Below are 24,060 nucleotides of genomic sequence, written 5' to 3'. Positions count from 1 at the left end.
GTAACTCAGTATAGGTACTCAATTTCAGGCCAAAACGGAGGAAGAACTGTAACTATTTTGTGGGGATATCGCGCAACGAAAACGGATTGTCCTGCAATGCTTCTTGCGCCGAGTAAGGTTTCTTCTCGTTTTGCACCCGAACATAGGTGCCATCGGTCTGCAATTCCCACGCGTTTGTCGTGTCCCGCAAGTAGGGTTCGAGCACCTGTTCCAAGAATCGTTGAATCTGTTTTGCGTTCGAAATCGGGGCCAGGACCTCGACGCGGCGGTCTAAGTTGCGTCGCATGATGTCGCTACTGCCGATGTAAAGTTCCGCCTGGCCGTTGTTGCCAAAGTAGTAAGCGCGGCTATGCTCCAAAAATCGCCCGACGATACTGCGCACACGAATGTTTTTGCGCGGGATGAGGCAGCAGATGCCCCGCACCACGCAATCAATGGAAACCCCTGCGCCCGCCGCTTCGTAGAGCGCGTCGATGACTTCCGGATCCACGAGCGAGTTGAGCTTAAAGATAATCCGGCCCGCCTTGCCGTGCGCGGCCTCGCGCTCAATGCGCTCCAAAATTCCGTCGCGCAGGTTATCTGGCGCCACCAGCAGGCGCTTGTAACTGACGTCTTTGCTGAACCCGGTGAGGTAGTTAAACAGGGTCGCCACGTCGTCCGTGATGTCCGGATCGGAGGTGAACATGCCGAAGTCGGTGTAGAGCTGCGCGGTCACCGGATTGTAGTTCCCGGTGCCGATGTGCGCGAACGAACGCAGCGAACCATCCGATTGCCGTCGCACAACGAGCGCGAGTTTGCAGTGGGTTTTAAGTTCCTGAAAGCCATAGCTCACGTGCACCCCCGCGCGTTCGAGCATCCGCGCCCAAGTGATGTTATTCGTCTCGTCAAAGCGCGCCTTGAGCTCGACCATGACGGCCACTTGCTTGCCTTCGCGAGCCGCTTCCAGCAACGATTCGACCACCGGTGACTCCTTGCCGACGCGATACAGGGTTTGCTTGATGCCGAGCACGCGCGGGTCGGTCGCGGCGGAATCGATGAAGGCCTGCACGCTGGCGAAGCTGTCAAACGGCTGATGCACCACCACGTCGCGCGACTTCACCTCGGCGAATAGCGAGTCGCTCGTCGCGAGTTTGTCGCTGAGATACGATCGGGCGGGCGGAAACTTCTCGCCGGCGATGCTCAGGGCGGCGAGGTCCCAAAGACCTTCGAGCGCGAGCAGCCCATCAATCACCATCACGTCCTGTGTTTCCAGCGCATGCATGCGCATGAGGTTTTTCAGGAGCGCGGCGGGCATGGTCGGCTGCACTTGCAGCAGAACCGGATCGCCAAACCGGCGCTGGTGAATCGTGTTTTCGACCGAGCTGACAAGGTCCGCCGCTTCCAGCCAACGGATATCCATGTCGGCGTCGCGCACCAACCGGAACGGGTGAACCCCCACGATCTTCGCGCCGGGGTACAGCTCATTGATGTTCGCGGTGACCAGGTCTTCCAGCGCAATGAACTCGTTTTTCAGCCCCGGAATAGGGATGAACCGCCGGTCTTCGTGAGGTACCTTCACGCGACCGATCCGCGGCCCGCTCTCGTCGCTAATCTCGACCGCGAGGTTCAGCGAGCGGTTCGAGATAAACGGCACGCTCGGCGCGGGATCGAGAATCAGCGGCGTAAGGATCGGCTTGATCGACCGCAGAAAGTAGGTCGCCATGTCGGCGCGCTGCTTGTCGGTGAGGTCATCCCACCCACGAATCCGCACGCCCACTTTTTGCAGTTTTGGCAGAAGCCCCTTCCACACCTGGTTCGCCTCTTTGCGCATCGGCACGGCAAGCTCGGCGATGGCCTGAAGCTGCTCGGAGGGCGTCAGCCCATCCGGCGTGCGCTCGGTGATTTTCGCTTCTTCTTGCTCAATGAGGCCCGAAACGCGCACCATATAAAACTCGTCGAGATTTGATTCAAAAATCGCCAGAAACTTTAACTTTTCCAGCAACGGATTGCGCTCGTTGGTGGCTTCGGCTAGCACGCGCCGATTGAATTCAAGCCAACTGAGTTCGCGGTTAAGGTAGGCAGCCATGGTCACTTTCGCTTCGCGGTCTTCGCCTTGGGTGCGTTCGCCGCCAGCTCCATAATCGCGCCCTCGCGCACGCCAAACTCGCTCACTACAAAGTGATCAATGTCGAGGCGCTCCATGATCTTACGAAACACCATGGCGCCGGGCACAAGCGTTTGCCCGCGTTTTAACCGAACGTTAAATCTTGCCGCGCCTTGGCTCGCGGTGAGGCGCGCCGCCGCCCATTCCAAATACTTCACTTCCGGCAGCACGATGTCGCGCAGCCCATCCGGGTGCAATGCCCGCCAAATGCCGCGCCCGACCCCGCCCGAGACCACCATGCTGTTGACCCGCGGGAAGTCCGCAACTCGCATCAGTTCGGCATCAATCAGCCGGCCAAGGCGATCCAAGCGGTCCGGCGGGCAAGGGTAAACCAGGCCGGTTTGCTCGATCAGTCGCCCCGTGCCGAGCGGCAGCGAGACTTGATGAGTGAGCGCCCCGCGCTGCACCACCGCGACCTGCACGCTCCCGCCCCCGATTTCGACGAGAGCCGCCGGCTCCGGCGTACTGCAATCCAGCTGCGTGCCGCGCCAGCTCAGCTCGGCCTCGCGATGGCTGGGAATGAGGTCCACGGTCACGCCCACTTCTTTCTTGATCCGCTGCAGAACGGCGTCGTGGTTTTCCGCCACGCGCATGGCTTCGGTGGCAAAAACGTATAGCTTTTGCGCCTTAAAGGTGGTGCATATTGCCTTGTAGCGGGCGAGCACGCCCACCAATCGGTCCGCGTCGGTGTCCGGAATCCGTCGCTCGCGGCTTACTACTTCACCCAGCGAAAGCCATTCGCTTTCGTTGGCGAGCCGTCGCTGAACCGAGCCGTTCACATCGGCGACAAGCAGGTGCACCGTATTGCTTCCGATATCCGCCGCCGCCAGCACCATGCCCATTCCCATTATTATGGGGCCCATAATGCGACATATGGAGATGCTCGCCCGCGCCGCGCAACTGATGACCGAGGCTCACGCCGGGCAATGGACCGACCACGAGCCGCCGCTGCCCTACGTGGTCCATCCGAGCGAGGTGGTGCTGAACCTCCAGCACATCGGCGGAATCACCGACCCGACGATGCTGGCCGCCGCCTTTCTGCACGACACCGTGGAGCACGGCAACATTTCCCCCGAGACCATCGCCGAGCAGTTCGGCCCCGAGATCGCGGCGCTCGTCAAAGAACTCACTCGCGACGAGCCGACCGCCGAAGAACTTGAGGATATGACCAAGGCGGAAGTCTGGGAACTCCGGTCCTACATGCTGCTCCGCGACATCGAGGAGATGTCCGATGAGGCGCAGACGATCAAACTGGCCGATCGCCTGAGCAATGTGAAAATCGCCAATGCGATAAAGAGCGCCGACAAACTGATCCGCTACCACGCGCAGACCCGCACGATTTTGCACCTCATCGCGCCGGAGGTCAATCCGGCGCTGTGGCAGGCTGTGGCGAACGAGCTACTTCAGCCAGGGTAGGCGTTGCTGCGCCGGGAAGGTGCGCTTGGATTTCTTGGTCATGTCTTCCAGCCGCTGAATCCGCTTCTTGTCGTCGGGGTGGCTGCTCAGCCATTCCGGGCTGTTGTTGCCTTTCTTCATCGCCTCGAACATGCGGAACACGTCCACCATGCCTTGCGGGTTGTAGCCCATGGCCACCACCGAGTTGAACCCCTCGACGTCGGCTTGATTTTCGTTCTTACGGCCGTACTTCAGTTGGTCCACACCTAATGCGAGCGAGGCGAGGTCTTGGCCGGTTTTGCCGATGTTGAAAATCTCGCTGGCGATGCCGAACAGGAGACCCTTCTTATTGGAATCCTCCACTTGGCGAGCCCAGTGCTCCATCCGCGCGTGGCCGACTTCGTGGCCGAGCACGCCGACCAGCTGGTCCACGGTGCTCATTTTATCGAGCAGGCCGGTGTAGAAAAAGACCGGTCCGCCCGGCAAGCAGAACGCGTTGACTTCCTTACTTTCGATCACATCGAAGCTGAATTCGTAGGGGCGCGACTTCCACTCCGCGTCAGGGATGGTGCGAATGAGCTTCTCGCCGAGCGAGCGTAGTAGCTTCACACGGGTGTCGGTGCCCGGGAGCACCTTTTCCTTGGTGCGCAGCTCGGCGGCCGCCTCCTTGCCGAGCTTCAGCTGAGTCTTGAAATCGGGCTTCAGGCTCTGCGCTTGGGCCATGGTGGCAGCGCCAACCAGCGTGGTGGCAACGGCAAAATTGCGGATTCTTCGCATCAATGGGTTAGAACGTCACAGCCTGCCTGAAGGTTTCAGGCTAAAGATCTCAAGACACTTGTCCGACAAGACTTGTGGGGAGATTCTCACGAGTCTCGTATTCTTACGAGGTCTTCACAGGATCAATCCAAGGAATTCAAGGAGGGAGGATATACCTCTCTCTCTCGGAAGGTACCGGAAACCTATGAAGAACATCAAGAAGAACAAAGGCTTTACGCTGATTGAAATCATGATCGTGGTCATGATCATCGGCATCCTGCTGGCCATCGCCGTCCCGAACTTCGTTCGTGCTCGCGATACAAGCCGTGCATCGACCTGTGTGGCCAACCTCAAGCAAATTGACTCGGCTAAGGAGCAGTACGCGATGGAAAACCGACTTGGTTCGGGTGCAACTGTCACCCAAGCCAACATTGTGCCGAACTACATTCGCACGATGCCGGCCTGTCCGTCGGGTGGTACTTACGGCATCGCGACCGTCGGCTCTAACCCCACTTGCACCTACTCGACGAGCGACGCTCGCCACGCACTTCCGTAAGGAACGACTCATGCTTGTTAGCCCCGGTTTATCCGGGGCTAATTTGCTATGTGAACGTCGCTTTTGCATGGGGAACAACAAGCCCGTGCGCCAACGATTCATCAGCCCCGGTCATTCTCCGGGGCTTTTGTTTTTTTGCACATTGCCGCACAACTACTAGGTTAAGTTCTTCAGGCATCTATGGAACATCACTTGTAGGGATAGATGTAGATGAACCGCCGTCGAGCACCAAAGAATAGGGGTTTCTCGTTTGTGGAAGTACTTTTAGGAGTCTTCCTGGCTTCCTTGTGCGCCGTCATTGTCAGCGCATCTCTCCCGGTCGCAACGCAAAGTCGCATCAAAGCCGACCTGCTCGGCAAGGCGACCAACCTGGCACAGCAGCAACTCGAACGCGTGCGTGGCACTGGCTATCCCAATCTCAGCGCCGCGGCTCTGCAAACCGAGGGACTCATCGATTCGGTGACGCCCATCGCCGCCGATACCTACAGCTTCACCGCCGTCGGAAACGGCACGAACGAAGCCGTCAGCCAAGTGTTGCCCTCGGGCACCGGCCAAATCCGGGTTGAGCAAGCCGACCTTGACCTTCGCCGGGTGATCGTGACGGTGCAGTACAGCGACCGTGGACAAACCCGAACCGTGCGGGTGGGAACCCTGGTGGCCAACTTATGAAACGTCGAAAGTCTCAAGCGTTTACTCTGGTCGAAACCATGGTGGCGTCCTCGCTGGGCGTGCTCGTGGTGTTCGGCACGGTCTCCACGCTGGTCATGGGCATGTACGGTTGGTCCAAGGGCCAAGGCGCAATTGATAGCAATGTGGATGGCCAAAAATCCATCCGCGTCATCAGTTCCGAACTCAAAGAAGCCATGGAGGTCACGCTCGACGCGAACGGCCTGGGCCTCAACTACAAGCTTCCGCTCAAGGATGGCACCGGCCTTTACGTGCAGCCGATGACCTGGGATGGCGTTACCCGCCGCGTGCAGTACCGCGTGGTGAGCACGGTCGGGCGCATCGAATACGGCCCCTCGGCTTCCATGCGAACGCTCGCCACCAACGTGAGCAACATCAACCCAAGCAGCGGCAACAGCTACCAAATTTTCACCGCTGGCGACGGCACCGTCATCCGCGAACTGAAGATGCGGCTGACCACCGACAACGCCGGGCGCAATTCCGAGCGCCAAAAAACCCTCACCGCGGAGACCTTTTTTCTCCGCAATATCCCGGTGACCACCCGATGACCCTGCAACAAATTCGACCTCGAAGGAATCGCACCAAGAAAGACCGTGGCTTTGCTCTCATCGCCGCGTTTTCGGTGCTGATGCTCCTGACGTTTGCGACCGGCAGCTACCTGGATAGCGCCACGCAAACCAACCGCCTGGCGCGTCGCCAAGCCGTGGATGTGCAGACCACCGGACTTTGCGAAGCGGGTGTGCAGAGCTCGCTCCGCTCGCTGTGGCGACCGTTCCGCGCGAACCAGACGTTCACGGCAATGGACGCGGCCTGTACGGGCGCAACCATCAACAATCCCTTGTCCACGCAGTCGGGCAGTCTCGATGGCGTCGGTCGCTTTAGCAGCGGCGTGGTGGGCTACTCAACCCCAACCGGCAACACTTACGTGCGAAATGTCACGATCCGCGCCGTCGGCTGGGTGGATGCCGACAATGACGGCGTACTCGATACCAACGAGGCCCGCAAAATCGTGGACGTGCAAGCCCGCTACGAGCTCGCCCGCAGCGCCGTTTTTGACTACACGTACTTTGTCAACAACTACGGGTGGATGAGCGGCTTCGGCCAAAACGACCTCGTGGTGAACGGCGACATGCGCGCCAACGGCAACTTCGATTTTAGCGGCGGCGACCCTACCGTCAACGGCTCGATTGTGGCCGCGGCCAACGACAAACTGATCCCGGCCGCGCCCGGCCTGATCAATGGATCGCCGTTCAAGATGGACGACGCGACGTATCGCTCGAAGGTGGATGCCGCGACCCGACCGGGTTACGACAGCACCGTGCACGGCGCGGCGGGCACGTCCGACTACGAAACGTGGCGCGATTTCGTGTTTCAATCCACGGGCGCGATCTCGGCCGGACGCACCTCGGGTGCGGTGAAGTTCGACGCCAGCGGCACCAAAGCGTGGGTCCGCACCGGTTCGACGGCGACGCATACGACGCTCGACACGAACCCCTCGCAGGAGCTGATCATGCCCGACCTGCAAAACATTTCGCGTTACCAAACGTTGAGCCAAACCTACACCAACCCCAAGGCGACGTTCGCCGACGGCACGGCCAACCCCAACTTTGGGCAGCAACCGTACGTGGAGGTCTGGAATAGCAGCACAAACTCATATCAACGCATTTCGACCAACGGCGTGGTGACCGGCTCGGCCATCCTTGTCGGCACTTCGAGCAAACCGGTGAAGGTCCACGGCCCCGTCACGTTTACGCAAGATGTCGTCGTGAAGGGCTACGTCCAGGGCCAGGGCACCCTGTACGCAGGCCGCAACGTGCACATCGTCGGCAGCTGGCAGTATGTCAATCCGCCCGACTTCCGCGGGTCTCCGCTCGCGACCGAGCAGGCCAACGAAAAGAAGGACCTAGTCGCGCTCTGCGCCAGCGGGTCGGTCATCATGGGCAACCCGAAGCAGTTTTCGGATCCGTATCCGCTGTACTACATGAAACCGCCGTTTACCAAGGCGCGTTACGCCGATGACGGGACGCTGATTCCGGCTTACGACGGCACGCAAACCGACGGCACCGGCTACAAAAAGTACCAAAGCGTCTTCGGCGACAACGCGCTTGATGCGATCTCCTCGGGTGTGAATCGGGTTGACGGGATTCTGTATTCCAACTTCGTCGGCGGCGGAAACATCGGCACTGGCGGCGGCGGCGTCACGTTCAACGGCACCCTCATCAGCAAAGACGAGGCGCTGGTGACCTATAGCCTGCCGCTTAAAATGAACTACGACAACCGCATTCGCGAGCGTCAACTGACCAATCAGCCGATCGTTGACATTCAACTGCCGCGCAGCCCAGTGTTGCTCCGCAGCACATGGCAAGACCGAGGTTTCCAATGGTGATGAAGAACAAAGCAACCACGCTCCGAACGCTCCTGTTCGCCTTGGCCGTCGTGGCCATCGGCGCGACCGCCAAGGCGGGCGGCATCATTCGCGATCCGAACTTCAAGCCCGTGCCGGAAGTGACCGACGAGCGCTTGGTGAAGGATCAGGCGCACCAGGCGACGATGGGCGAGGTCAAGGATTTTAAGGCGGCGGCGCCCCAGCCGGTGGCTCCGGCCATGGCGTCCGAGCGCGCGCAAAGCAACATCGCGGTTGCCTCGCGCCAGACTCTGGTGGAAGCGACCGAAGCGAGCAAGCACGCGGCAAGTGGCCCCTCGTGGGTCAACGTTGGGCTCGTGCTTAGCCTTCTGGCCGTACTCGGAGTGAGCGCCAAGGCGTGGGCGGATAAGAAGATTCCGAGCCCGCAGCCCAAGCGAACGCCTAAGCCAAAGTCGGGACGAGCTGGTTAAATTCGCCGAGCGTATTAGCGGTGAAATCAACCCGCTTGAGCACTTCGCTCGCCTCGGGCAAGCGAGTCCCTTGACCGCCCACGCCAATGCGCGTGGTGAGCTCTAGGCGCGCCCGTTCGCGCACGAGCGCGTCCACAACTTCGCTCAATGCCGGCAACTGCTCACCAGTGGTCACGCTCAGTAGGAGCAGGTCGGGTTGCACCTCGGCCACGCGAGTCGTGAGGCTCGCCAGCGGCACATTGGCCCCCAAGTAAAACGTGTGCCAACCGTGCAGGCGCAAACAGTCGCTGAGCATGCGAAGCCCAATGGTGTGATAGTTCTCGGGCACGCACGCTAAAATCGCCTTCGGCCCGGTGGCCGGTGGCACCGCGGCATAGTGCATCACCCGCGACATCAGCCGTTCCAGAATCGCGGTCGCCAGGTGCTCCTGCGCCACGTCAATCGCCTGCACCTCAAACCACTTGCCGATGTAGTAAAACGCCGCCCCAAAAATGTCTTCGTAGGCTTTGATCACATCGCGATGCGCGCGCATGTACTGATCAATCAGCCGCGCTGCGGATTCGTCGTCGCCTGCGGTCGCAGCGCGCGCGATCTTCAGCGCGACCTCGTCGTCGGGAACAACCGGCGGTTCTTCCTGACGAATCATTAGGTTGCGCACCACGACCTCAATATCGTAGCCCTGCAAACTGTAATAGACCTGGCGGCCGATCTTGCTCGACTGCACGATATCGCGTTCGCGCAACTTGGCCAGGTGATTGCTGACATTCGGCTGCTTCATGCCGGTCGCATCCACCAGTTGCGTCACCGTTCGCGCTCCATCCAGCAATTCGCAAAGCAGGATGCGGCGCGACGGCTCCAACATATCTTGGATAAAGTCCGGCATTGCTAGCTACTACGAGCCGCGCATGTTAAAAGTTGTTCAACCTAGCGGCTCACCCCAGGAAACATTCGCCGACCGAAACAATCAGGTACAAACTTGCTTATGGCCGGACAAGAAATTTTGGCGCGAATCGCAATTTTGCACGACGCGCAATCCAGTGCGATTGAGCCAAAGCTGCGGGCCCGGGGGTATCGTTGGGCCACGTTCCAACTGCTCACCACGCTGTACGGCCACGCCCGAGGCTTGGTGCAGGCGGAGGTTGCGCGGCGGCTCGCCATCACTCCGCCAACCCTCACCGAGGCCATCCAACTGCACCTGCGATTGGGCCTGATTGAGCAAGTGGACGATCGGCGCGACCGACGCTCTAAGCGCGTGTTGCTGACCCCCGCCGGGAAGGCCGCGGTGAAGCTGATGGTGCGCGACATTGGCGCAATTGAAGAACAGATGCTAAAGGGAATTACTGAAACCGAACTGAGCGTGGTCGCGCGAGTGTTGGACCAAATGCTGACCAACCTCGAAGGCGGTGACGCCTGATGCGGACCGTGGTCGGCGTGGATTTGGGCGGCACCAACGTGCGCGCGCAAGTGCTGGACGAAGCTGGCAATCCCCAGGGCGAACGGCAAGAGATTCCGAGCCGCGCTCAGGAAGGCACTGAAGCCATCATCGAAGCGCTCAACGAGGTGATTGAGCAAGCGATTAACGACACCGATACCACGCCGGAAAGAGTCGGCCTCGCCATCCCGGGATTTGTGGACGACGTGAGCGGCATGGTCTTTTGGGCGCCGAACTTTGGCCACTACGAAGGCAGCGTTTTTAAGTATTGGAAGGACGTGCCGGTCGGCGCAATGCTGCGTGAGCGGCTCTCGATTCCGGTGTGCATGGGCAATGACGCGAACCTGGCCGCGCTCGGCGAATATCGATTTGGCTCGGGCGAAAACCGCGCCAAGTGCCTGGTGATGCTCACCTTGGGCACCGGCGTGGGCGGCGGAATCGTGATGGGACCGGGCTCCGTGCAAGGCGACGCTCGCGGCCCGATCGTGCTGCTTGGCGGCAACAAGGGCGGCGCGGAATGCGGCCACCTCAGCCTCAACCCGAGCGGGCTGGATTGCCCGGCTGGGAGCTACGGCAGCCTCGAAGCCTATTGTCAGCGCGACAGCATCATCCGCCGCGCCCAGCACCGCCTCAACCGGGGCCGCGATTCGGTGCTGCACCAACTGACCGGCGGCGATTTGAACCTGGTCAGCCCGAGCCTCATCTCCAAGGCCTGCGAAGCCGGCGACGAACTCGCGATTGAGGTGTTCGAGGAAGTCGGCACCTTCCTCGGTCAAGGCATCGGCTCGTTCATCAACATTTTTGCGCCGGACGTGGTGGCCGTCGGCGGCCAAATCGCTAAGGCCGGCGAGTTTATTCTCGGCCCGGCCCGACGCGCGGCCCGCAATGTCGCGATCCCCAACCTGTTTGACTTCGCCACGATTGTGCAGGCCAAGGAAATTGACGACGCCGGCATTCTTGGCGCGGCGGCTCTGGCGTTGATCTAACCACCCGCGAGCGCGGCGTTGACCTGCCCGCCCGCGACATCGCACTGGGCGAAAATGCGCACGTTATCGGTGAGGTCGAGCGCAAGCGACGCTCCGGCGGCTAGCACAAACAACTGATTGGAGCCATCCACGGTGGCGGGCGCGGATTCATCGGGGCCGCTCAAGGTCAGGGCCACCCGCGATCCGGCGATCGGGTTGTGCAGAATCACGCCGTTGCCTGAGCCAGCGGGCAGGGCGATGGGCGTGGCCGAGGTCGGGCTGAGCGCGCTGGTCGTGACGGGCGAAACAATTCGAAGCGTTTGCATCACTCCCTCCGACCGCCAGCGGCGACCTTGTAAACTAGGCGCGATGCTCATTGCCGCGGCCATCGCTCTCGCTCCCCCCACTTGGACCCTCGTGGTGGGCGGCGACCTGATGCTCAATGCGATCACGCCGAAGAGCAAGCCGATGGCGGGCGTCGCGCAGCTGTTTCGCACCGCGGACGTGGCTTACGCCAACCTCGAGATTCCGCTGACGGACGCCAAAACCGTGACGCCGCGCAAGTCGGCCGCTGACCTCAAAGCGAAGCGGCAGTTCGTCCTCAAGGCGGATCCCGGTCATGTTTCAACGCTCACCAGCATGGGTTTGGATCTGGTGAGTTTGGCGAACAATCACGCCATGGATTACGGCGCGAAAGGGCTGAATCAGATGCTGGGGCTGCTGGACAAGGCGGGCATTGCGCATAGCGGCGCGGGCGCGAATGTGGTTGCGGCGAACGAGGTGGCCGTGTTCCGCAATCGCTATGGAATCCGAGTGGGCATGCTCAGCTACCTTTGCTTTGTCGGCGCGGGCGCGCTCAACACGTGCGGCCCGGCGAGCGCAAAAACCCCCGGCATCGCGACGCTCAACTACGGCGGCGCGCTGGATGAAAAGAACCTAAAGGACTTGACCAATCGTATTCTTGCGGCGCGCAAGCGGTGCGATGTGCTGATTGTTGCGCCTCACTGGGGCGACGAGCGGGCCCGCCTGCCCAAAGACTGGCAACTCCGTTTGGGACGAGCGATGATCGCGGCGGGCGCCGACGCGGTCGTCGGCGCGCATCCGCACGTGCTGCAAGGCTCCGAGATCGTGGGCGGCCAGCCGATCCATTACTCGCTGGGGAACCTGATCTCTCCCCGCCCGGCGAACACGGGCGTGTACCGCCTGACGTTTAGCGGGAAGAAATATGTAAAGACGGAGCGCTTGACTTATACAATCGCGGGTGGGGTGATCAAGCGCCGCAAGGGGAAAGACGCCGCCTCGGCGGCCAAGGACTTGGCTGAGCTGGATAAGATTCTCGCGCGCCGCACGGCGCAGCTGTTTCCCCGCCGGTAGCGGGTTGGATGGGGTTTGGGCTTTCGTTTGGCCGAAGGGTGGACGATTCTTGCCATCCGCATAGCTTCCTCTCGTGGTTCCCTCTCGGGATTGCCGACTTTTGCGTGCGTTGACTTGCGCTCTTTCGCAGGCTATTGCACTTTTCAGGGCCAGCATTAGCCGCGTCGGGGCGGGAGGACGACGCGAGCCTAGCGAGCAAGTCCGGCTTGCGCACTTTCGCCAGCCACCCATTCCTTTCGCTGTGCCAGCACCAGCCGCGTCGGGGCGGGAGGACGACGCGAGCCCCGCGAGCGAGTCCGGCTTGCGCTCCTTCCCCAGCCACTTTGCTCCAACTTTCAGGGCCAGCTCAGCCGCGTCGGTGAAAGGCTTTCGCCCTCGACAAAGCTTCACTCTTACGCCAGCCCTAGCCGTGTCGGGGCGGGAGGACGTCGCGAGCCCCGCGAGCGAGTCCGGGGGAGTGGCCTTGGGCCGACGCGGCGGGAAGTGGTTTTTGAACGCTTTGCGCGGGGTTGTGTCGGGGCCGATCTAGCCGCGCCGGCGAATCACCATCCCCAGTCCAGCGAGCAAGCCAACCATCCCCCCGGCTCCGGCCGGATGACTTTCGCCTTCCTCTCTGCCCCCATCTTCAGGGGCGAGTTCAGCCGCGTCGGGGCGGGAGGACGATGCGAGCCTTGCGAGCGAGTCCGGGGGAGTGGCCATGGGCCGACGCGGCGGAAGTTGGGTTCAGAACGCTTTGCGCGGGGTTGGGTCGGGCCGACCTAGCCGCGCCGGCGAATCAACATCGCAAGTCCAGCCAGCAAGCCAACCATCCCCCCCGGCTCCGGCACAGGCGCAGCCCCCATGAGGGTGTACTTGGCCCCAATATTCTGCCAGGGCTCGGGGTTGAATCCTGAATTTCTCGGGTAGCCAAGATTGTTGCTTTGGCCAGTTTGCTCACCACCGGTCGTGTGCAAAAGCAAACCCGTTTCACCAGTTCGGCTGCCATATGGCTCCCCAACTTGCAAGGAATTTGTGTAAACCGAAGTGCAAATTCGATGCCTTTCCCCGGGCTGTACCTTTAACCAACCAAGTGCACTAGTTCCGTTTGACCGTCGATACAATGGCCGGATCGCATAAGATGTCCCAACCGGTCGCACCTGGCGAGTGTCGTCGCTTCCCAAAACATAACCTCCAACGCCAAGGGATGAACTCGCAAAGTAAGTTGCTTGATCTGGGATGCCATCATTGTTCTCGTCGATAGGATCCCGGTTTAGATCATAAGCCGATCCGCCACCGAAATTCTCCAAGTTCATTGACAAGCTTGACTCCGTTGTAAACATTGGAGCGACTTTTCTAAAGGAGTAGTTATCTAAGGGTGGAGCCGCGAGATAACTGACATTTGTCAACTCAGCCCGATCATACGCGATGAAGCTTATACAATCCTTAACATAGACGTCCCCTTCGCCGTTTGAGATATGCTGAAATTCCAAACCCACTCGGAAGGAGCTTGCCGCTGGCACATTTAGATATCTATCCGAGGGTATCTCCTTACCCAGAGCAGCGGTGACATCTGCGCCACTTGCTCTCGCCAGAGCAATAAGCATTGGATCCTGGTAAGTCAAGTAGAAACGAAACTGACGAACCTGCGCGAGCGCAAGCCCCGGTAGGAACGCCACCGCGACAAACCCCAAAACAGCAATCTTCCTCATGTGAAACACAACTCCGGGCGAAATCCGCCTGAGCACACAGTATAAGCCACATCCTGCGAAAATCGATGGCGAAGTTTCCGCCGCGTCGGGGCGGTCGGGGCAGGAGGGCGACGCGAGCCCCGCGAGCGAGTCCGGCTTGCGCTCCTTTGCCAGCCACCAGGGTCCCTTTTCAACGCCAGCACCAGCCGCGTCGGGGTGGGAGGACGATGCGAGCCTTGCGAGCGAGTCCGGGGGAGTGGCCATGGGCCGACGCGGCGAAAAGTGGTTTCCTTGCGATTGGCCGCCTTGCGCGAGTTGCCGGAGCCGCGGACAATTCGCGGACAGAATGCCGTGGTGCGTGCCGCGCCAGCCTCGCCGCGTGCAGCGGGTTTGGCGCGAGCCCGCGAGCGCGTCCGGTTTGTGCTCTCTCGCCAGCCACCAGGTTCCCATTGTCAGGGCCAGCTCAGCCGCGTCGGTGAAAGGCTTTCGCCCTCGCCAAAGCTCCACTCTTACGCCAGCATAGCCGCGTCGGGGCGGGAGGACGTTGCGAGCCTTGCGAGCGAGTCCGGGGGAGTGGCCGTGGGCCGACGCGGCGGAAGGTGGGTTCAGAACGCTTTGCGCGGGGTTGTGTCGGTGCCGACCTACCGACGACGGCGAATCAACATCCCGAGTCCAGCGAGCAAGCCCACCATCACCCCTGGCTCTGGCACAGGCGCTGCCCCGATCAATGTGTACTTTGCACCAATATGCTGCCATGGCTCGGGGTGCATCAAGCTCGAACGGTAGTACCCGTGGTCGTTACCATTGGGTGTTTTTTCACCACCGGAGGTATGCACCAGCAACCCAGTTTCGCCACTGTGGGTGCCGTACGTTTCGCCGATACCTAAAGATGTTGTAAAGGATTGATCACAGATCACATGCTTTTCGCCCGGCAACACCTTCAGCCAACCAAACCCGAAGTTTCCGTTGCGTGTTAGGTAGCGCGGCCACACACTGTGAGACAGTCCGATCGGCCTGAGTTGTCGAAGATCATCGCTTCCCGCCACGTATGCGCCAATCCCCCTGCTGGAAACGACAACGTAATTTGCTAAATCCTGTACCCCATCAGAATTTTCATCGAGTGGCCGTTTCTGCCGGTCAAAGACCGGATCGCTCGCAAATCTCGACAGATTTGCTGCAAGACTTTCTTCTGCAGTAAACGCAGGTGATAGCTTTCTAAAGGAATATGTGTCACTTGGTATGGCACCTAAGTAAGCGACATTGGTCACTTCTGCTCGATCATATGCAATATAACTTGTCAAAGTACTTAAAAAGACTTCGCCATAACTGCTACCCATATTTTGCACAGCAATCCTTACTCTAAAATTCCCAACAATTGGTACGTTTAAGCTGACATGAGTGGGTATTTCGCTTCCAACTGCGGCATTTAAGTCTACCCCCGTTGATCTCGCCATATCTACCAAACCTTGATCCCCATACTGTAGGAAATACCTAAGTTGTCGAGGCTGCGCTTCAGCAAGAAGAGTCAGGGACAAAGAGGCGAGGGAGGCAAAAAGCAATCTCATTGCACAGCCCCCTTCATCTCTGAAGTTGCATACATTGTAAGCACCGGAGACTCAAGCTCCTCATTCGTACACCAGATAACCTGCCCACGCATCACGCGATCATTCGCGAAGCTACTCGCCGGCTCAGTACCAGTAAAGAACGTGTTTAGCTCTTGCTTCATCCGCCAAAGCCCACTCCCCTCGTTGAGAGAATTCGCTTTCGCCACAGTTTCCAAGTTCCTCATGAGACACAAATCGTAGGCGAAATCCGCCTGAGCACACAGTATAAGCCAAATCCTGCGAAAATCGATGACCAAGTTTCCGCCGCGTCGGCCCACGGCCACTCCCCCGGACTCGCTCGCAGGGCTCGCGTCGTCCTCCCGCCCCGACGCGGCTGAGGCTGGCGTTTGAAAAGAGAGCTGCAGCCTAGACCCAAGGGCCGAGCCTGAGAGCATGTGCGGAACCACAGCAGAAGATTGCCAAAAGCGAGGTGAAATAAATGCTGCTCGCGGGGCTCGCGGCGCCCTCCCGCCACAAAACCGCACGGCAAACCTTACAGCAAGACCCCACCAAGGCAAACACAAAAGGCAGGCCGCGAGCGGCCCGCCACGGGGTGCCAGGGAGAGGTGGCAAATTCGACCACGTGTTAAGGGCGACCCCACCTTCATCTAAGCCCATCCTCCGCCAAAAAGCGAGGGAATGTCAGCCCCTATTCATAACCGTCAGCCAACGTTCACGCGGCGACGACGTGCCAGCAGCGCCAGACCCATGGCCACCACCACGCCCGCCGAGGGCTCGGGAACCAACTGCGCGGCGCGCTGCGCCACCAGCGCGTGCCCGGCCCGAGTCGGGTGCACGTTGTCAAAAAATAGCCACTGGTCGGCATTCGCCCCCGCGCCATTGACAATATAGTTCTGCGTCACGTTAGTGAACCCGTAGCCCGCCGGATTCGCCAGCACATCCTGGAACAGCTGCTGAATGTTGAGCTCCAGCACCGTTGAACCCGCGTTGGCTCCGCGGAAGGCGGCCAAGTTGCCTGCCAGAGCGGCGTTGAACCCGAGCGAAAGCGCGTTGGCGCCCGCCTGATTCGCCCCGCCCAGGTATCCCGGCGTAAAGCCGAGCGGCGGCAGATTCGGCACCAAGAAGTTTCGTGCGCCCAGATTGTAAAGGCTCTGCATATGGCCGGTCAGCCAGCCCGCGACCTGCACCGGATTGGTCGCGCCGTTGAAAAAGTCGTTCCCGCCGCCGCTGACAATCACCAAATCGCTGGCGCTCAACGTGAGCCCGGCCAGCTGAATCTGCTGAATCTGGGTGCCCAAGTTCGGCGTCCCCAGCGTGCTGTTGGGCGAGTTTGGATTGAGCTCCGCACCACCCCAGGCAAAGTTGGTGCCGCCGCCGACCGCCGCAGTGGCGCTAAGACCCAGCGTGTTGGCGAGGCCCTCCACCCAAATGGGGCCATTGCTAAAGCGACCGTTCCAGTACGGAGCCGGAGGCTGCGCGCCGCCGGATATCCCATAGACGTTGCCCGTATCGTTGAGGCTATCGCCTAAGGTAACCAGGCGCGTGAACGCGGCATGCGCCGAAACCGAAGCCAGCGCGAGCGAAATGAAAACAAGAGACCGAACCTTCATAGCAGGCCCGAGGCTACCCGTTCCCTACCGCTGATACTTATTCCGCAGGAAAATCGCGACCGAATTCATGGTCAGCAGCACCGCCAGCAACACGATAATTCCGGTCGCGGCCAGCTCCTGAAATCCCGGTTTGGCGCTCCCGCTCCAGTTGTAAATCTGCAACGGCAATGCGGTGAAACTATCGCCGATGCCCTTCGGCGGCATGTTGACGAACACCGCGCCCATGGTCACCAGCGGCGCGGTCTCGCCAATCGCGCGGCTCACGCTAAGGATGACCCCCGTAAGAATACCGGGCATGGCATTGGGCAGCACTTGCTTGGTCACCGCTTGCCAAGGCGTCGAGCCGAGGGCGAGCGAGCCCTCGCGATACGATTTCGGCACCGCGCGCAGAGCTTCCTGCGTGGTGACGATGATCATCGGCAGGATGAGCAAACTCATCGTCAGCGCGCCCGCGATAATCGATCGCCCCAGCGAGAAGATGCGCACAAACAGCGCCAGCCCCAGCAACGCGTAGATGATGGACGGCACCGACGCGAGGTTGGCGATGTTCAGCTGAATGAACTGCGTGAAGCGGTTCTTCTTGCCAAACTCCTCCAGATAAACCCCGGCCGCGATGCCCACCGGCACCGAGATCGCGATGGTCAGGCCGATGATCCACACCGTCCCAATCAGCGCGTTGTAGATGCCCGCGTTGCGCGCATGGCGCGAGGAATTGCGAGTCAGAAAGTTGAAGTCAAGGTTCGGCAAGCCTTGCGCGAAGATGCCCACGAGCAAGATGGCAAGAAACAAAACCGCCAGTAGCGTGCTTCCAAAGCACAGGTACTTAAACGCCTTTTCGCGCCGCGCGCGACGTTGGTTCCACGGGCTGGCCGATAGGTCCAGACTCATTCGTAAACCCTCCGATATTTCTGCACGAGCGCCCGCGCGATGAGGTTCATCACGAACGTGATGACGAACAGCGAGAACCCGACGGCAAAGATGGTTTGGTAGCCGATGCTGCCCACCGGCGTGTCGCCCTTCACCACTTGCACGATGTAGGCGGTCATGGTCTGAATGCTTTCCAGGTAGTTGGTCGTGAGCTTCGGCGTGGCGCCCGCGGCCAAGGTCACGGCCATGGTCTCGCCGACGGCTCGCGAAATCGCCAGAATGAACGACGACATGATGCCGCTGAGCGCGCCCGGCACCACCACCTTCATCGTGACTTCTTGCTTGGTGCTGCCCAGGCCATAGGCTCCCTCGCGCAGGGCGCGCGGAACGGCGGCGAGCGCGTCGCTACAAAGCGAGCTCACCAGCGGCAGAATCATGATGCCCACGACAATCGCGCCGGAGGCCGCGTTGGAGCCTTCCGTCGAGGGGAAAAACTTCTTGAGGAACGGCGTGATCATTGTCAACGCGAAGTAGCCGTAGACGACGGTCGGTATCCCGGCGAGCACTTCCAGCGTCGGCTTGAGCACACGCTTGGTGCGCAACGTCGCAAACTCGGTGAGGTAAATCGCCGAGGCTAGCCCCAGCGGAATCGCGATCACCGCCGCCCCGATGGCGATCATAAACGTGCCCGAGATTAGCGGCAACACGCCGTAGCGGTTGGGCGTAATCTGCGGCGACCACTTGGTGCCCAGATAGAACTCCGCCGGCGTTACCTTTCCGAAGAACGGCACGGTTTCGACGATCAAAAAGTAGGCAATCGCCAGCGTCGTGAGAATCGTGACGATGGCGCAGACGAAGCACAATGAGCGCAAAGTCCCCTCGCTCAATGAGCGAAGGGAGATGCGGCGGCGCAGGGATTCCGCGCGGTTCGAATTGGCTTCGGGAGTGGCGATCAAGACTTACTTTTCCTTGCTGAGGATATCTTCCATCTTAACACCGATCAGGGTTTCGCCGGCAAACACGCTGCCAGTTTTCCCTTCGGTAAATCGCTTGGCCACCAAGTCGTAGGCGGCGTCCGGCAGAGCGACGAACCCTTCTTCGCCCAGGATTGTGCGGGATTCCTTGCTCAAGTACATCTCGATGTAGGCCTTCACTTCGGGTCGCGCGGCGGCGGCCTTGCTCACGTAGATGAAGAGCGGTCGGCTGAGCGGCTGGTAGCTGCCGCCTTGAATGGTTTCCGTGCTCGGCGCTACGGCACTGGCTCCATCGCCAATGGCCACGGCGGCCATTTTGTCTTGGTTCATCACAAAGTAGCTGTAACCCAGGAAGCCGATGCCACCCTTGTCGTTTTGCACGCCGAGGCTGATGACGTTGTCGTCTTCGCTGGCGGCGTAGTCGTTGCGGATCGACTTCTCTTCGCCGACAATCGCCTTGGTGAAGTAGTCAAACGTGCCCGAGTCGGTGCCCGCGCCAAAGAACTTGATCGGCAGGTCGGGGAATCCGGGGCGCACATCCTTCCAGTTGTTGATCGTGCTGCCCGGCGCCCACATCTTCTTGAGCTCATCCACGGTCAGCGACTTGGCAAACGTGTTTTCCTTGTTGACGATCACGGTGAGGCCGTCGAACGCGATGGGAAGCTCGATGAACTCGACGCCAGCCTTCGCGCAGGCTTCCATTTCTTCCTTCTTGATCGGTCGCGATGCGCCCGCGATATCAATTTCCTTGGCCGCAAACTTCTTGAAGCCGCCACCGGTACCCGATTCGCTGACGGCTGCCTTCACGTCCGGATTCTTGTTCGTGAATTCTTCGGCAACGGCCATGCTGGCGGGATAAACGGTGCTCGAACCGTCAACCGTCAGCTTGCCCGAAAGCTTCGCGCCGTCGGTTGCGGGCGTGCCTTCGGTGGTGCCACCTTCGGCCTTGGGGCCGCAGCTGGCAGCGAGGACGCCGAGGCTCAGGCCGGCGAGGAGAACGTTGATCGTCTTCTGACTCATCACGCCCAGATTATGAAATTCGGCCCGTGGGAAAAGAAGCGATTCTTTAAACCAATGTTAAGAAACTTTGTGAATTGTTAAGAACCCGGGCGGGTCGCGATGACTTCAGGGCGACACGCTTCGGCGTCGCAGATGCGATACGCAACTTCGGTTGTGTTCTCCGGAAGCGTGATTTGCTCACCCGAAATGGCCAGTGGCTCGCGCCCGGGTAGCCGCCAGGCACCCACAATTTTTTCGCCTGCCTGGAGCTTTATGTTTAGCTCGTTGGGCTGCCATTCGGCCTGGCTTCCGGCCAGTTTGCCGGCGTCGAGCCGCTCCATCAGCGCCAGGTGCAGAGTCTCGCTGGCGTGGGGTGCGCGGTGCATCCACCCGCTCATCCGAATCAAGTCCGATTCGCACGGAATCGCTTGCCGCACCATCAGGCGAATCGCCGCCCCAACCGGGCTCGGCACCGCCTGATCCAGCGGCTTGAGCGCCGGCCCAAAGCAATCTTCGTGCGCCGCGCTGGAATACACCAGCCCGGGAAAATCGGCGAGCTTTTCTCCGCAACGACGGGCGAAGTCCGCCGCCTCCGGCGCAAACGGAATACAGGCTTCTGCCGCCAAGCCAAGGTAAGCCACGTCGTCCAAATAGGCCGCGCCCATCGGCTTCCCGTCGGCGATCATGTGCGGCCAATCGGGCTGCTCGGCCCACACCGCCAGGGCCCGTTGCGCCATCTGCTGGGCCTGCGCATCGCCGGTCGCACGCGCCCAATCGGCAAGGCCGCGAATCATCAGGCCGTTGGCGCTGGCCAGCATCTTGGTGTCGGTGCTCGGCTGGGCGCGCTGGTCTCGCCGCTGCTTTAGCTCGGCAAGTTCGGCGGCAAATCGCCAGGCGCCATCGCTGACGGGGCTTTCGGGCGACGACCAAATGAGGATATTCTCGCCCGTACGCTGTCGGGTGGCTTCCTCCAAAAAGTTGCCCATCGGAATTACGCCGAACGCATCTTTGAACTCCTGGCTCGCGATCTCGGCGTCGTGCCACACGTACGTTTTGCCCTCCCGACCCTCGGTGTCGGCGTTTTGTGCGGTGAAAAATGCGCCGCAGGCGTCGGTCATGCGCTCCGCGACCCAACCGACAATTCCCTGCCCCGCCAAGCGAAGCAACGCCTCGTCTTCGCCATCTGTCAGCGGCAACGTGGCGGCCATCACCGAAAGCAGTTGCCCGTTATCGGTAAGCATCTTTTCAAAGTGCGGCAGCAACCACTCGGCGTCGGTGCTGTAGCGGTGAAACCCGCCGCCCACCAGGTCGTGGATTCCGCCCAAAATCATGCTGCGCAGAGTCCACCGCGCCATGTGCGCGCTCGCGTCGAGGAGGCAATCCGGACGTTTGGCGTAGGCCGCCAAAAACTCCAGCGCGGTGTGCGGCGGAAACTTCGGCGCGTTGCCAAACCCACCGTACTCGGCGTCGAATTCGTCCTCCAAGTCCCGCGCACAATCGTGCAGCAACTCCGCCGAGAGATCGCCCGAAAACGGCTCCAGATTGGCCGAACGGCTTTCGCGTAGTGCCTTGTCAAACTGCTCGCATGCTGTCTGCACCTCGGTCCGCGCGCCGGTCCACGCCTCGTCAATCTGCCGCAGCAAGTCGCGGAAACTCGGCACCTGACCGTGCCGCTCGGGCGGAAAATACGTCCCCGCGAAGAACGGTCTTCGGTCAGGGGCCATGAACACGGTCATCGGCCAACCGCCCCGACCGCTGCTGAGTTGCACCGCCGCCATGTAGGCGTCGTCCACGTCGGGAAACTCCTCGCGGTCAACCTTAATCGCGACAAACTTTTCGTTGAGAAACGCCGCCACCGCGGGGTCGGAAAACGACTCGCGCGCCATGACGTGGCACCAATGGCAGGTGCTGTAGCCCACGCTCAGGAACACCGGCACGTTGCGCCGCGTCGCCTCGGCAAACGCCTCCTCACCCCACGGCCACCAATGCACGGGGTTGTCGGCGTGCTGCCGCAGGTACGGCGAATGCGACCCAGCGAGGCGGTTCACGGCGTGGACCGCTCGCGGATGAGGCCCAACAGCTTGTAGAGGTTTTCGCCCGGGCAATCGGTCTCAGCGAAGTCGCGGTGCGTTTGCACGCGATCAGCCGGAACTCCGCGCCAGGCGCGCTGCTCGCGCACAAACGCGATGAGCGAGGCCACCTGCGCCGCCGTGGGCTGCTCCTTGGTAAAGTCGCCTTCTAAACAGATCAGCAAGTGGCCCGTCGGGTTGTATTCCGTGTTCGTATCGCCGGCCCATTCCACCGGCCGGCACGCGGCGATCTGACCCTGCCAATCAATGTAGTAGTGGTACGGAATGTCGATCCAGGCCGGCTTAGTTTTGCCGCTCGCGAGCTTATCCTCGCGCTGACTAAACGCCTGCAGTCCGCGCATTTTGTCCACGAACGTGCGTTTGCGGTTGGTGGCCACACCCGCGTGATGAATCGTGATCCGAGAGACACTTTGCCGGGTTCCGCCGGGCAAGACGGGTTTGGCTCCCCAAGCCGCGCGCGAAATCACATGCGGCCCCGGCTCCCAGCCGCGCACCGGATTGACAAATTCGCCGGCCCACGCAACTCCGAGCAGGCCGACCAGGATTAAGAGTGATCGTTGGACCATGGGCTTGAGTAGTTCGGTGGCTCCTTCGTAATGCTGATGTCGTGCGGGTGAGATTCCCGCAGACCGGCGTTGGTGATCTTGATAAACTCGGCGCGTTGACGAAGCTCGCGGAGCGTGCCCGCGCCGACATAACCCATGCCGCTGCGCAGACCGCCGATGAGCTGCGCCATGGTGTCACCGAGCGGCCCCTTGTACGGCACGCGACCTTCGACGCCCTCGGGAACGATGGTCCCGCCCGCCTCCTTCACCTGCATGTAGCGGTCGCTGGAGCCGATCTTCATCGCGCCGATGCTGCCCATGCCACGGTACACCTTGTACGCGCGATTGCGATAGATTTCGGTTTCGCCCGGGCTTTCATCGCACCCGGCGAACATGTTGCCCATCATCACGCAACTTCCGCCCGCGGCCAGACTCTTCACGAGGTCGCCGCTACTGCGCAGCCCGCCATCTGCGATGGTCGGAACCCCGGCTTCATTCGCGATTTCCGCGCAATAGGCAACGGCCGAAAACTGCGGGACGCCGATACCGGCGACCACCCGCGTTGTGCAGATGGAGCCCGCGCCAATGCCAACCCGCAGCGCGTCCGCGCCGAGCTCGATGAGCGCGCGCGTGGCCTCGGGCGTCGCGACATTCCCCGCGATCACCGGCAAGTCGGGAATTTTCGCCTTGAGCATCTTGAGGCATTCCATCACCCCGCGCGAATGCCCGTGCGCGGCGTCAATCACGACAAAATCTACACCGGCATCAAACAGTGCCTTGGCGCGTTCGTAGGGTTCGCGAAGCGAGCCGATTGCCGCGCCGACCACGAGCCGACCCTTGGCGTCCTTGGTGGCCAGCGGGTGCTTGCGAATCTTTTGAATGTCCTTGATGGTGATGAGGCCGGTCAGATGGAACTCGTCGTCCACAATCGGCAGCTTCTCCACGCGGTGCTCGGCGAGGATCTTCTCCGCTTCCTCGAGCGTGGTGCCGACGCGCGTGGTGATGAGGCCGCGCTTGGTCATGCGGTCCTTGATCGGCTTGGTAAAGTCGGTTTCAAACCGAATATCGCGGTTGGTGAGAATGCCGACGAGCTTGCCCTTCGCGTTGACAATCGGCACCCCGCTGATGTGATAGCGATCCATCAGCGCGAGCGCGGCCTGCAGACTCTCATTCGGGGTGAGCTTGAACGGCTTGGTGATGACGCCCGATTCGGATCGCTTGACGCGGTCCACCATTTCGGCCTGCTCCTCGATGCCGACGTTGCGGTGGAGGACACCAACACCGCCCTCGCGCGCCATGGCAATGGCCATCCGCGCCCCGGTTACCGTGTCCATGGGAGCCGAGACGAACGGGACCTTGAGGGTGACGTTCGGCAGCAGCTGAGTTGAGATATCGACTTCGCTGGGCAGGACTTCGGTGTGCTGCGGGAGGAGCAAGACGTCGTCGAAGCTAAGACCTTCGCGAAAATTGTGCATCTTGCCATCAGATTATGGCAGGGTCGGGCTTCGGAGTTTTGCACCGCCCGGCTGGGGCTTCGAGATTTTTACCTGTGTTTAATTTAGTGGTGAATTATATAGCGTATTCTGTGCGTCACATTAAT

General features: G+C 60.7%; 23 protein-coding genes. 9 read left to right on the top strand and 14 right to left on the bottom strand.

Translation table 11 applies throughout. The features are described from left to right. Nucleotides 1-52: 52 nt before the first annotated feature. Nucleotides 53-2,065: a polyphosphate kinase 1 gene (gene ppk1, locus JNJ45_10960; protein MBL8049188.1), complete on the bottom strand. Its 2,013-nt coding sequence runs from the start codon at nt 2,063-2,065 to the stop codon at nt 53-55. 2 nt (nt 2,066-2,067) lie between these two features. Then, nucleotides 2,068-2,985, bottom strand: a complete 918-nt coding sequence (locus tag JNJ45_10955; protein MBL8049187.1) for a hypothetical protein — start codon at nt 2,983-2,985, stop codon at nt 2,068-2,070. Between the two features lie 31 nt (nt 2,986-3,016). Between JNJ45_10955 and JNJ45_10950 the strand changes: the two genes are divergently transcribed. Further along, nucleotides 3,017-3,559: a bifunctional (p)ppGpp synthetase/guanosine-3',5'-bis(diphosphate) 3'-pyrophosphohydrolase gene (locus JNJ45_10950; protein ID MBL8049186.1), complete on the top strand. Its 543-nt coding sequence runs from the start codon at nt 3,017-3,019 to the stop codon at nt 3,557-3,559. Here the strand turns inward: JNJ45_10950 and JNJ45_10945 are convergent. After that, a complete protein-coding gene (locus tag JNJ45_10945) occupies nt 3,542-4,315 on the bottom strand; it encodes a M48 family metalloprotease (protein MBL8049185.1) in 774 nt (257 codons plus the stop codon). The genes JNJ45_10950 and JNJ45_10945 overlap by 18 nt on opposite strands. A gap of 184 nt (nt 4,316-4,499) precedes the next feature. On the opposite strand from JNJ45_10945, the gene JNJ45_10940 reads away from it, so the two are divergent. The 5 genes from JNJ45_10940 to JNJ45_10920 all read left to right on the top strand — a co-directional run bounded on the left by JNJ45_10940 (nt 4,500) and on the right by JNJ45_10920 (nt 8,372). After that, the gene (locus tag JNJ45_10940; GenBank protein ID MBL8049184.1) at nt 4,500-4,850 is read left to right on the top strand and encodes a prepilin-type N-terminal cleavage/methylation domain-containing protein; all 351 of its coding nucleotides are present in this window, start codon (nt 4,500-4,502) and stop codon (nt 4,848-4,850) included. A gap of 285 nt (nt 4,851-5,135) precedes the next feature. Further along, nucleotides 5,136-5,519: a hypothetical protein gene (locus JNJ45_10935; protein ID MBL8049183.1), complete on the top strand. Its 384-nt coding sequence runs from the start codon at nt 5,136-5,138 to the stop codon at nt 5,517-5,519. Further along, on the top strand, nt 5,516-6,085 hold the full coding sequence (locus tag JNJ45_10930; protein ID MBL8049182.1) for a type II secretion system protein: 570 nt from the start codon (nt 5,516-5,518) through the stop codon (nt 6,083-6,085). Before JNJ45_10935 ends, JNJ45_10930 begins: the two co-directional genes overlap by 4 nt. Further along, nucleotides 6,082-7,923, top strand: a complete 1,842-nt coding sequence (locus JNJ45_10925; GenBank protein ID MBL8049181.1) for a hypothetical protein — start codon at nt 6,082-6,084, stop codon at nt 7,921-7,923. The genes JNJ45_10930 and JNJ45_10925 overlap by 4 nt, the downstream gene beginning before the upstream one ends. Then, nucleotides 7,923-8,372 carry a hypothetical protein gene (locus JNJ45_10920; protein ID MBL8049180.1) on the top strand — a complete coding sequence of 150 codons (450 nt, stop codon included), beginning with the start codon at nt 7,923-7,925 and terminating at the stop codon, nt 8,370-8,372. Before JNJ45_10925 ends, JNJ45_10920 begins: the two co-directional genes overlap by 1 nt. Here JNJ45_10920 and JNJ45_10915 read toward each other — a convergent pair. Next, nucleotides 8,344-9,255 (bottom strand): metalloregulator ArsR/SmtB family transcription factor, encoded by a 912-nt coding sequence (locus JNJ45_10915; protein MBL8049179.1) that lies wholly within the window; start codon nt 9,253-9,255, stop codon nt 8,344-8,346. The genes JNJ45_10920 and JNJ45_10915 overlap by 29 nt on opposite strands. A 99-nt stretch (nt 9,256-9,354) precedes the next feature. Here JNJ45_10915 and JNJ45_10910 point away from each other — a divergent pair, with 99 nt between their 5' ends. Beyond that, nucleotides 9,355-9,786, top strand: coding sequence for a winged helix DNA-binding protein (locus JNJ45_10910; protein ID MBL8049178.1), 432 nt, complete (start codon nt 9,355-9,357; stop codon nt 9,784-9,786). Further along, nucleotides 9,786-10,790 (top strand): ROK family protein, encoded by a 1,005-nt coding sequence (locus JNJ45_10905; protein MBL8049177.1) that lies wholly within the window; start codon nt 9,786-9,788, stop codon nt 10,788-10,790. Before JNJ45_10910 ends, JNJ45_10905 begins: the two co-directional genes overlap by 1 nt. Here JNJ45_10905 and JNJ45_10900 read toward each other — a convergent pair. Continuing rightward, nucleotides 10,787-11,095: a hypothetical protein gene (locus JNJ45_10900; protein MBL8049176.1), complete on the bottom strand. Its 309-nt coding sequence runs from the start codon at nt 11,093-11,095 to the stop codon at nt 10,787-10,789. The genes JNJ45_10905 and JNJ45_10900 overlap by 4 nt on opposite strands. Nucleotides 11,096-11,138: 43 nt before the next feature. Between JNJ45_10900 and JNJ45_10895 the strand changes: the two genes are divergently transcribed. Then, on the top strand, nt 11,139-12,143 hold the full coding sequence (locus JNJ45_10895; protein ID MBL8049175.1) for a CapA family protein: 1,005 nt from the start codon (nt 11,139-11,141) through the stop codon (nt 12,141-12,143). Between the two features lie 758 nt (nt 12,144-12,901). On the opposite strand, the gene JNJ45_10890 is transcribed toward JNJ45_10895, so the two are convergent. From JNJ45_10890 to guaB, 9 genes are all read right to left on the bottom strand, one after another. Further along, complete coding sequence (locus JNJ45_10890; protein MBL8049174.1) at nt 12,902-13,831, bottom strand: PEP-CTERM sorting domain-containing protein; 930 nt, start codon at nt 13,829-13,831, stop codon at nt 12,902-12,904. Nucleotides 13,832-14,451: 620 nt separating this feature from the next. Continuing rightward, nucleotides 14,452-15,264, bottom strand: a complete 813-nt coding sequence (locus JNJ45_10885) for a PEP-CTERM sorting domain-containing protein (GenBank protein MBL8049173.1) — start codon at nt 15,262-15,264, stop codon at nt 14,452-14,454. 812 nt (nt 15,265-16,076) lie between these two features. Continuing rightward, nucleotides 16,077-16,985: an SGNH/GDSL hydrolase family protein gene (locus JNJ45_10880; protein ID MBL8049172.1), complete on the bottom strand. Its 909-nt coding sequence runs from the start codon at nt 16,983-16,985 to the stop codon at nt 16,077-16,079. A gap of 24 nt (nt 16,986-17,009) precedes the next feature. Then, nucleotides 17,010-17,873: a phosphate ABC transporter permease PstA gene (gene pstA / locus JNJ45_10875; protein MBL8049171.1), complete on the bottom strand. Its 864-nt coding sequence runs from the start codon at nt 17,871-17,873 to the stop codon at nt 17,010-17,012. Then, nucleotides 17,870-18,808, bottom strand: a complete 939-nt coding sequence (pstC, locus tag JNJ45_10870; GenBank protein MBL8049170.1) for a phosphate ABC transporter permease subunit PstC — start codon at nt 18,806-18,808, stop codon at nt 17,870-17,872. The genes pstA and pstC overlap by 4 nt, the downstream gene beginning before the upstream one ends. Before the next feature lie 3 nt (nt 18,809-18,811). Beyond that, entirely contained in the window at nt 18,812-19,849 is a 1,038-nt protein-coding gene (locus JNJ45_10865) for a PstS family phosphate ABC transporter substrate-binding protein (protein ID MBL8049169.1), read from the bottom strand. Nucleotides 19,850-19,923: 74 nt separating this feature from the next. Continuing rightward, a complete protein-coding gene (locus JNJ45_10860; GenBank protein MBL8049168.1) occupies nt 19,924-21,873 on the bottom strand; it encodes a thioredoxin domain-containing protein in 1,950 nt (649 codons plus the stop codon). Then, nucleotides 21,870-22,481: an N-acetylmuramoyl-L-alanine amidase gene (locus tag JNJ45_10855; protein MBL8049167.1), complete on the bottom strand. Its 612-nt coding sequence runs from the start codon at nt 22,479-22,481 to the stop codon at nt 21,870-21,872. Before JNJ45_10855 ends, JNJ45_10860 begins: the two co-directional genes overlap by 4 nt. Next, nucleotides 22,460-23,935, bottom strand: coding sequence for an IMP dehydrogenase (guaB, locus tag JNJ45_10850; protein ID MBL8049166.1), 1,476 nt, complete (start codon nt 23,933-23,935; stop codon nt 22,460-22,462). The genes JNJ45_10855 and guaB overlap by 22 nt, the downstream gene beginning before the upstream one ends. Nucleotides 23,936-24,060 lie beyond the last annotated feature (125 nt).

This window comes from Chthonomonas sp. (genome assembly GCA_016788425.1).
Taxonomy (GTDB): domain Bacteria; phylum Armatimonadota; class Fimbriimonadia; order Fimbriimonadales; family Fimbriimonadaceae; genus JAEURQ01.
Note: the sequence above shows the minus strand (reverse complement) of the source record. Positions and strands in the feature narration are given on the sequence as shown.

Coding starts and splice junctions, on each gene's coding strand:
- JNJ45_10925 (MBL8049181.1), top strand. CDS start 6,082: ATGACCCTGCAACAAATTCGACCTCGAAGGAATCGCACCAAGAAAGAC.
- JNJ45_10905 (MBL8049177.1), top strand. CDS start 9,786: ATGCGGACCGTGGTCGGCGTGGATTTGGGCGGCACCAACGTGCGCGCG.
- JNJ45_10880 (MBL8049172.1), bottom strand. CDS start 16,985: ATGAAGGTTCGGTCTCTTGTTTTCATTTCGCTCGCGCTGGCTTCGGTT.
- JNJ45_10900 (MBL8049176.1), bottom strand. CDS start 11,095: ATGCAAACGCTTCGAATTGTTTCGCCCGTCACGACCAGCGCGCTCAGC.
- JNJ45_10930 (MBL8049182.1), top strand. CDS start 5,516: ATGAAACGTCGAAAGTCTCAAGCGTTTACTCTGGTCGAAACCATGGTG.
- pstA (MBL8049171.1), bottom strand. CDS start 17,873: ATGAGTCTGGACCTATCGGCCAGCCCGTGGAACCAACGTCGCGCGCGG.
- guaB (MBL8049166.1), bottom strand. CDS start 23,935: ATGCACAATTTTCGCGAAGGTCTTAGCTTCGACGACGTCTTGCTCCTC.
- JNJ45_10940 (MBL8049184.1), top strand. CDS start 4,500: ATGAAGAACATCAAGAAGAACAAAGGCTTTACGCTGATTGAAATCATG.
- JNJ45_10945 (MBL8049185.1), bottom strand. CDS start 4,315: ATGCGAAGAATCCGCAATTTTGCCGTTGCCACCACGCTGGTTGGCGCT.
- JNJ45_10910 (MBL8049178.1), top strand. CDS start 9,355: ATGGCCGGACAAGAAATTTTGGCGCGAATCGCAATTTTGCACGACGCG.
- JNJ45_10955 (MBL8049187.1), bottom strand. CDS start 2,985: ATGGGCATGGTGCTGGCGGCGGCGGATATCGGAAGCAATACGGTGCAC.
- JNJ45_10895 (MBL8049175.1), top strand. CDS start 11,139: ATGCTCATTGCCGCGGCCATCGCTCTCGCTCCCCCCACTTGGACCCTC.
- JNJ45_10890 (MBL8049174.1), bottom strand. CDS start 13,831: ATGAGGAAGATTGCTGTTTTGGGGTTTGTCGCGGTGGCGTTCCTACCG.
- JNJ45_10885 (MBL8049173.1), bottom strand. CDS start 15,264: ATGGCGAGATCAACGGGGGTAGACTTAAATGCCGCAGTTGGAAGCGAA.
- ppk1 (MBL8049188.1), bottom strand. CDS start 2,065: ATGGCTGCCTACCTTAACCGCGAACTCAGTTGGCTTGAATTCAATCGG.
- JNJ45_10950 (MBL8049186.1), top strand. CDS start 3,017: ATGGAGATGCTCGCCCGCGCCGCGCAACTGATGACCGAGGCTCACGCC.
- JNJ45_10855 (MBL8049167.1), bottom strand. CDS start 22,481: ATGGTCCAACGATCACTCTTAATCCTGGTCGGCCTGCTCGGAGTTGCG.
- JNJ45_10915 (MBL8049179.1), bottom strand. CDS start 9,255: ATGCCGGACTTTATCCAAGATATGTTGGAGCCGTCGCGCCGCATCCTG.
- JNJ45_10920 (MBL8049180.1), top strand. CDS start 7,923: ATGAAGAACAAAGCAACCACGCTCCGAACGCTCCTGTTCGCCTTGGCC.